General features: G+C 64.8%; 6 protein-coding genes and 2 tRNA genes. 2 read left to right on the top strand and 6 right to left on the bottom strand.

The window, feature by feature from the left end; genetic code table 11:
* The first annotated feature begins 49 nt into the window (after positions 1-49).
* Positions 50-259, top strand: coding sequence for a hypothetical protein (locus JWP83_RS31320; RefSeq protein ID WP_367185655.1), 210 nt, complete (start codon positions 50-52; stop codon positions 257-259).
* A 693-nt stretch (positions 260-952) separates the two neighbouring features.
* Entirely contained in the window at positions 953-2242 is a 1290-nt protein-coding gene (locus tag JWP83_RS20600) for a MinD/ParA family protein (RefSeq protein WP_297733922.1), read from the top strand.
* A gap of 559 nt (positions 2243-2801) precedes the next feature.
* On the opposite strand, the gene JWP83_RS20595 is transcribed toward JWP83_RS20600, so the two are convergent.
* From JWP83_RS20595 to gyrA, 6 genes are all read right to left on the bottom strand, one after another.
* Positions 2802-3281, bottom strand: coding sequence for a site-specific integrase (locus tag JWP83_RS20595; RefSeq protein ID WP_297733919.1), 480 nt, complete (start codon positions 3279-3281; stop codon positions 2802-2804).
* 17 nt (positions 3282-3298) lie between these two features.
* A complete protein-coding gene (locus JWP83_RS20590; RefSeq protein WP_297733916.1) occupies positions 3299-3772 on the bottom strand; it encodes a hypothetical protein in 474 nt (157 codons plus the stop codon).
* Between the two features lie 91 nt (positions 3773-3863).
* Positions 3864-3936: transfer RNA gene (locus tag JWP83_RS20585), tRNA-Ala, on the bottom strand.
* Positions 3937-4087: 151 nt separating this feature from the next.
* Positions 4088-4161, bottom strand: a tRNA-Ile gene (locus JWP83_RS20580).
* 70 nt (positions 4162-4231) lie between these two features.
* Positions 4232-5125: a DUF3566 domain-containing protein gene (locus JWP83_RS20575; protein WP_297733912.1), complete on the bottom strand. Its 894-nt coding sequence runs from the start codon at positions 5123-5125 to the stop codon at positions 4232-4234.
* A gap of 190 nt (positions 5126-5315) precedes the next feature.
* A complete protein-coding gene (gyrA, locus tag JWP83_RS20570) occupies positions 5316-7835 on the bottom strand; it encodes a DNA gyrase subunit A (RefSeq protein ID WP_297733909.1) in 2520 nt (839 codons plus the stop codon).
* Positions 7836-7841 lie beyond the last annotated feature (6 nt).

Genomic DNA, 7841 nt, shown 5'->3' with positions numbered 1-7841 from the left:
TGCGCGCTATGCGGTTGGCGTCCTCGCGCAGGAGATCGGCCGCCGCGGAGTGACCGTGAACACGGTTCTGCCCACCGTCATCACCGACGCCGGCGTTTTCACCGACATGGGCGATGACCATCCGTATCACCAGCTGATGGAAAACTTTCGCCCGATCGGTGGCCGTATGGGGCATTCCAGCGACGTCGCAGACGCTGCCGAGTACTTCGCCAGCGACATCGCTGTACACACGTCCTTCAATGTTCACCGCAGATGGTGACGCCACGGGTTGATTGGCCGTCCATGCCCCCGGCATGTCGCCTGCAACCATCAGACGCATATTCGCAATCGAAGCATTGATAGGCGAACTGCCAACATTCGTCACCCTCAGCTTGATCTTCACCATAAATTGATTACGAAGGCCGTCGCACAAGCAGTATTTTACGACTGAGACGTTGGCGGCGTAGTGCTGAGCTTGAGGTAATCCGGTTCCAGGACTAGTCGATGGTGATTCGATTGTGCTCGACGGGAGGTTAGGCGGGACTCCCAACGGCTCGCGGGTGGAAGGGGTACGCGAGCAGCTGTTAGCGGCGACCAGCAATACGACAGCCGCGCCGAGCAGGAAGAAACGCACTGGCACCTCCAGTGATGACTCACGACGACGCGGGCGGGCATGTGCGCCATTGCTTTTGGTGGCTTTCCACCTTACACCGTGGATGCGCCTCGGCGTGCGCGCCAACGTCGTTGTTGAGGCATGCACTTGCCTGTGGGCCGACTTTCCCATCGGTACGACCAGAGGGGACCCCAGCGTGGCCGGACACGACGCAGAGCAGCTAGTCGCTGCCATGCTCGACAAGGTGAAGGCCTAGGCGAAGCGACCGGCGGCGCTACGAGTCGCCGACGCGCCTTGTGGCTAAGTGCCGGGCCTATCGGTGGACTCGTCAAGGCTGGAAATCGACGTAATCTGTCAGGCGTGACTGACCACGACGACTTCGCGCTGGAAGGCCCGGTGCCTGCGCCCGATGAGCCGCCCGTTGGTCCGCCCGAAGATACGCCGCCGCAGCGGTGGTCGGGGCCGCCCGAACGACAAGGTGGCCAGCACTCCGCACCACCTGGCGTTCCGCCGGAAACGGCGCAGTGGCATCAGCCGCCGCCAGGCATGGGTTACGGCAAGGAAGCCCGCATGTCGGGTAGGCCGCGAACCAACCAGCCACCGCAGCCATCGCAGCAACCTGCACCGCCAAACGAGCCATCGACGGACCCCAGCGCTGGTGGCCAAGGGTCGTATGGTCCTGCCGCGCCACCCGTTGGTGGGAACTACGTCGACAGCATTCGGACCAGCGAGTTGGTGCCGATGCGCAAGGTGCCACCCGGACGCGGCTGGCGTCGACTGGTTTACACCGCCACGTTCAGATTGGTCAACCTCGGTCAATCGCCGCGTGAGCTGCGGCAGGCGCAGCTGGAGGCCAAAATTCGCACGTTGTTGCGTGGCCACTACAAGATCGGCGTGTTGGGCAAGGGCGGGGTCGGCAAGACCACCGTCGCGGCAGCCGTTGGCTCCGTCTTGGCCGACCTGCGCCAAGACGATCGTGTGGTGGCTATCGATGCTGACACCGCGTTCGGCAAACTGGGAGCCCGCGTCGATCCGCACGTGATGAGCTCGTACTGGGATGTCGTCGCTGACCAACACCTTGACACCTTCGCCGACATGCGCAGCCGGGTTGGCAGCAACGCGGCGGGCCTGTTTGTGCTCGCCGGTGAGTCCATCACTGCGCAACGCCGTCGCATGCTCGATCCCGCAATCTATCGTGAAGCGGTCTGGCGGCTAGACCGCCACTTCACGATCTCGATCGTGGACTGCGGCGCGTCGGTCGACGTGCCGGTCACTCAGGAGGTGCTGCGCGATCTTGACGCCTTGATTGTGGTGTCCTCGCCCTGGGTGGATGGCGCATCGGCGGCAGGCCAAACCCTGGAGTGGCTGGCCAGCCACGAACTGGCCGATCTACTTCGTCGAACTGTGGTGGTCCTCAACGACTCCGACGGACACGCCGACAAACGGACTCGGAGCATCCTGGCGAACCGATTCGCCAGCCACGGCCAGGTGGTCATTGAGGTGCCCTTCGATCCGCATCTGCGACCGGGTGGGGTGATCGACCTCGCCAATGAGATGAAACCCAAGACGCGCCAACGCTTCTACGAAATCGCCGCTGCGATCGCCGAGCACTTCCCGACCACCACACGGAGACCCCGCGACCAGCGATAAAGGTGACATGACAGCGGCTCCGCCCCACGGCTGTTCAATGCGGCGACTACAACAACCGCCTACGAGTACGTCGTCGAATCCCGGAGTCCGAGACCAGCAGCGCTGCTGCGGGGCGGCGGTATCAACGTCTCCAAGACACCCAAACAAATGTTTACTACGTTAGTTCGATAGCTCAAAGGCCCTCGTACCCGCCACTGCTTGATTGCCTGCGGCGGCCACTCGGCCAGTCGGCGGCAGACGGTTCTTTTCATCGGGTGATGAATTTTCCACTTTATTTGTTCGTCTCGTTGATGCTGCTATAGGGATGAGCACTGCGCCTAGGGCCACCGTTGGCGCGATGCTGCAGCTTGAGAAAGTGCAAACCCCAGGACAATCCGGATGAAGTACACCCTTGAGGCAGTCGAACCCTTTGCGGGTAACAAGGGAAGTGGGCCTCGCGCACCTTCGATCTTACGGCTGATTTCCGATCGATTCAACTCAAATGTTCAGTGTCCGAACGCATTTGGTCTATAGCAATCTATAGCGAAATTACAATCAGCAGTTCGGGCGGCCCGCCGAGCTAGTGCCCCGCCTCCGTCGCCATCGGCTGGAGGGCCTTGCCGACGACATCGGCGACCACCCGCGATGACCTACGGTCCAGATGCCCATACCTGTCTACCGTCGTCTGGATGCTTTGGTGGCCGAGGTGCCGCTGGATCACCGGGAGCGGGACACCGGCCTGAATGAGCCACGAGGCGTTGGTGTGTCGCAGATCGTGCACCCTGGGCCTCTTGGTCAAGCCCGCTTCCTTGGCCCGGACCAACGCAGGAACCCACACGTTGGAGTTGAAGTTGTAGGTCCGCACCGGGCCGTCATCACCGTGCCCACCCCGTCCTGAGTTGGTGAACACCCAGTCGCCGGTCAGGTCAAACTTGACCAGGGTGGTCGCGGCCACGTCGATGGTCCTAGTGCTTCTTCTCGTCTTGGGTGGCCCCAGCTGGTAGCCTTCACCGGCCACGTAGCGCCACGCCCGCCGGATGTCGACGGTGCCCTCGGCCACGTTGATGTCGCCGGGCTTCAGGGCGCTGGCCGGTTGGCCCGGATGCGCCCGGCGCGCACCGCAGCGTTCAGTCCCCCGGACAGGAAACCATGCTTGTTGGAGGCCGTCTTGGCCGATCCTTGTAGGTTGTTGAGCCACGCGGCCACGTCGTGGTTGGACAGGGCGGTCAGCGGCAGGGGGCCAATCCGGGATGGCGCGATGTCGTTGGCGACGTAGCGACGGTACTTGGTGCGGGTGGCCGGGTTGACGCCCGTCAGGTGATCGATGTGATAGGCGCACCAACTCGCGACGGTATGGCCGTCATCGGTGGGCTGCCGGGTGCGCCATACCTCAAGGGCCTTGGCCGGGCCGACCCGATTCGCGAGCTGCTGAAAGGCGACAGCTTCTGCGTGGTCGTTGAAGGAGAAACTGCTCTGCTTGCCGTGGAGGGTGTAGAGCACAGCGGTGTAGCTGCTGCCGTCCTTGCGTCGACGGACCCGGAGTGACGCCACAGGCCCAGTCTATCGCCCCAACCTTGACGGCATGTATGACGTGCCTGGGGTGACCCATTGACTTCGTGTCGCTGAACAGCATCTATTCTTGTGGAGCCTAGGGGAATCGAACCCCTGACACCTGCCTTGCAAAGGCAGTGCTCTACCAACTGAGCTAAGGCCCCTCTTCGTGGCTCGGTGGGTGATCGGGGGGATCAGCCACCGCCACGTGCCAGACCTCGACCCCGCGTCGTGACCGCGCCACCGCCGCCACTACGGCGACCAGCGCCAGTGGCAATGCAAGCCTCACGCAACGTCTGGACGGGCACATGGTTGTGGGCCTGGGAGGACTCGAACCTCCGACCTCTTCGTTATCAGCGAAGCGCTCTAACCGCCTGAGCTACAGGCCCGCACTCGCGTACGGCCGAGCGACGAGATTACCGCAATCGCCGCCGGACCCCCAAAACCGCGTGATCCGCACTAGTCGCGGTCCGCCAGTGTGACTTCGATGCCCCCGATCAGATCCGTGGTCAGGTTGTAGACGAAGGCGGCGATGGTGGCCATCGCGGTCAGCAGGACGATGTTGACCAAGCCGATCAGCACGGCGCCGCCGAAGATCGTGCCGCTGGACACCAGTTCGCCGCTGCTGCCGCTGGTGTTGTTCAGCAGGTCGCCGACGTTGCTGTTCAGCTTGGCCCACACGCCCATGCCGCCGAGCACGAGGTACAGGAAGGCCACGGCGATCATCCACACGAAGAACAGCGCCACCGAGAGCAGCAGCGACACCTTCAACACGCTCCACGGATCGATCCGGCGGATCTGCATGCTGGCCCGAACGGGGCCGCGGGTTCGCCGCGACACCTGGGGCCGGTTTTCGCGGCCTTCGCGGCTGTCGGTGGTCGTCGGCCGGCCCGAAACCGAGGGGCCCGGCGCCTCCGCGCTGCGCTCCGGCGCCGGCTTGCGCTGCGTGACTCGCGGAGTCGGCCCGGACAGATCGGGCAGCTCGCTGGCGTAGGCCTCGGTGGGCGGGCCGTCGCCCCGCGCCGGCGGCGGGTCGAATTCGTACGGCGGTTTCTTCACACGCGCGGACGCGCCGGCCCCGGGTGCGCCCGCGCCGGCGATGAAGCGGTTCAGCCGGGCATCGGCGCCGGTGGGCGCGCTGGGCGGCCGCGGCTCGGGGTGCGGTTCGGGCTCACGATGCGTCGGGACCGACGCCCGGGGGACACCGCGCTGCCGGGATGGCGGATCACCCACATCATGAATCCGGCCGGTCTGCGCAGGCGCCGCGCGATGTACACCGGCACGCTCGGCCGCACCGTCCCCATTAAGGCCGTCGCCCTGTTTGGGGGCACCCGGCTCGTTCGGTGAGGTCACCCCGACTCCTTAGATCTTCTACGCTGGCCGCCTGCGGTGGCAGTCGCATTATGTCTGGTCGGGCCCGAGTCTATTGCCCGGCTCCAGCCCGGCCCGTCTAGAGGACCGCTGCTTGGTCCGCGTCGCCGTCGGGCCGAGTCTAGTTGCCCGGACGCTTGAGCGGACCCCCGCTTGCCCGCATCGTTACCTGCTAGCCCTGCGTATCCTCAGCGTCATCGGCGTCGCCGATGACCTCGTCTGCGGCTTCCTCGGCGTTGCGCGCGATTGCTAACAATGTGTCACCCTCACCCAGGTTCATCAACCGAACGCCCTTGGTCTGCCGTCCCGCCTTGCGGACCTGGCGCGCCGCCGTCCGGATTACGCCGCCTCCGGAGGTGATCGCGTACAGCTCGCTGTCTTCGTCGACGATCAACGCGCCGACCAGCCTGCCGCGCCGACGGTCGTACATCACGGTCAAGACTCCCTTGCCGCCGCGGCCTTGCACCGGGTACTCCTCGATCGCGGTGCGTTTGGCGTAGCCGCCGGCCGTGGCGACCAGCAGGTAGAGGCCTTCCTGGACCACATTCAGCGACAGCAGTCGGTCGTCCTCGTTGAATCGCATGCCCTGCACGCCGGAGGTCGCGCGGCCCATCGGCCGTAGCGCCTCGTCGGTCGCCGAGAACCTGATGGACTGACCGAGGGCCGAGACCAGCAGCAGATCCTCCTCGGCCGAGCACAGCACCGCTCCGACGAGCTCATCGTTGTCACGAAGGTTGACGGCCACGATTCCGCCCGAGCGGTTGGAGTCGAAGTCGGTCAGCTTGGACTTTTTGACCAGCCCGTTCTTGGTGGCCAACACCAGGTACGGCGCATCCTCGTAGCTCTTGATCTGAATGACCTGGGCGATGCGTTCCTCGGGCTGGAACGCCAGCAGGTTGGCGACGTGCTGACCGCGTGCCGTCCGGGATGCCTCCGGCAGCTCGTAGGCCTTGGCCCGATACACCCGCCCCTGCGTGGTGAAGAACAGGATCCAGTCGTGGGTCGACGATACGAAGAAGTGCGCGACGATGTCGTCTTGCTTGAGCCCGGCGCCCTGCACACCCTTCCCGCCGCGCTTCTGGCTGCGGTACAGATCGGTCTTGGTGCGCTTGGCGTATCCCGTTTCGGTGATCGTGACGACGACATCCTCGCGCGCGATCAGGTCCTCGTCGTTGACATCGCCGTCGGCCGCGATGATCCGGGTACGACGGTCGTCGCCGTACTTTTCGACGATCTCGGCGAGTTCGTCGTGCACGATCCCGCGCTGCCGCTCCGGCTTGGCCAGGATGTCTTCCAGATCGGCGATCTCGGCCTCGATCTTGGCCAGGTCGTCGACAATGCGCTGACGTTCCAGGGCCGCCAGGCGCCGCAGTTGCATGTCCAGGATGGCCTGGGACTGGATTTCGTCGATGTCCAGGAGTTCGATCAGGCCGGCCCGCGCGATGTCGACGGTCTCCGACGCCCGGATCAAGGCGATGACTTCGTCCAGCGCGTCCAGCGCTTTGACCAGACCGCGCAAGATGTGCGCGCGTTCGTTGGCCTTGCGCAGCCGGTAGGTGGTGCGGCGGATGATGACGTCGAGTTGGTGCGCCACGTAGTGGCGGATCATCTGGTCGAGGCGCAGCGTGCGGGGCACCCCGTCGACGATCGACAACATGTTGGCACCGAAGCTGGTCTGCAGCTGGGTGTGCTTGTAGAGGTTGTTGAGCACAACCTTGGCCACCGCATCGCGTTTGATCTCGACGACGATTCGCACACCGACGCGGTCGCTGCCCTGATCTTCGACGTTGGCGATGCCGGTCAGCCGGCCGTCGCGGACCTGCTCGGCGATCGAGGTGATGAAGTTGTCGTGGTTGACCTGATAGGGCAGCTCGGTGATGACGATCGAGGTGCGCCCGCGCGAGTCCTCTTCGATCTCCACTACGCCACGCATCCTGACGGACCCGCGTCCCGTGGTGTAAGCGTCGTGAATCCCTTGGGACCCAACGATCAAACCGGCAGTGGGGAAGTCCGGCCCCTTGACTCGTTCGCGGACGGCAGCCAAGGTGGCTTCCTCGTCAGCGTCGTGGTTCTCCAGACACCAGAACACCGCCTCGGCGAGCTCGCGCAGGTTGTGCGGGGGGATGTTGGTCGCCATGCCGACCGCGATACCGCCCGAACCGTTGGCCAGCAGGTTGGGGAACCGGCTGGGCAGGACCGTCGGCTCCTGCACCCGACCGTCGTAGTTCGGGATGAAATCGACTGTCTCCTCGTCGATTTCGCGTAGCATCTCCATCGCCAGCGGTGTCAGCCGCGCTTCTGTGTAGCGCATCGCCGCTGGCGGATCGTTGCCGGGCGAGCCGAAGTTGCCCTGCCCGTCGACGAGCGGGTACCGCAGCGACCACGGCTGGGCCATGCGGACCAACGTGTCGTAGATCGACGCGTCGCCGTGCGGGTGGTAGTTACCCATCGTCTCGGCCACCGACCGCGCCGACTTGGCGTGGCTGCGGTCCGGGCGGAACCCCGAGTCGTACATCGCGTAGAGAACCCGGCGGTGTACGGGTTTGAGGCCGTCGCGCACTTCCGGGAGCGCGCGGCCCACGATCACGCTCATCGCGTAATCGATGTAGCTGCGCTGCATCTCGTGCTGAATGTCAACCGGCTCGATCCGGTCGGTGGGCCCGTCGCCAGGTGGCAGCGTGGTGTCAGTCATCTATTC

Origin of the sequence: Mycobacterium sp., from assembly GCF_025965855.1 — a bacterium.
GTDB lineage: Bacteria > Actinomycetota > Actinomycetes > Mycobacteriales > Mycobacteriaceae > Mycobacterium.
The sequence above is the reverse complement of the archived record's forward strand: the minus strand, read 5'-3'. Positions and strand labels throughout refer to the sequence as shown.

Bases quoted from the DNA above. Each gene is read 5' to 3' on its own strand.
- gyrA (WP_297733909.1), bottom strand. From the start codon at position 7,835: ATGACTGACACCACGCTGCCACCTGGCGACGGGCCCACCGACCGGATC.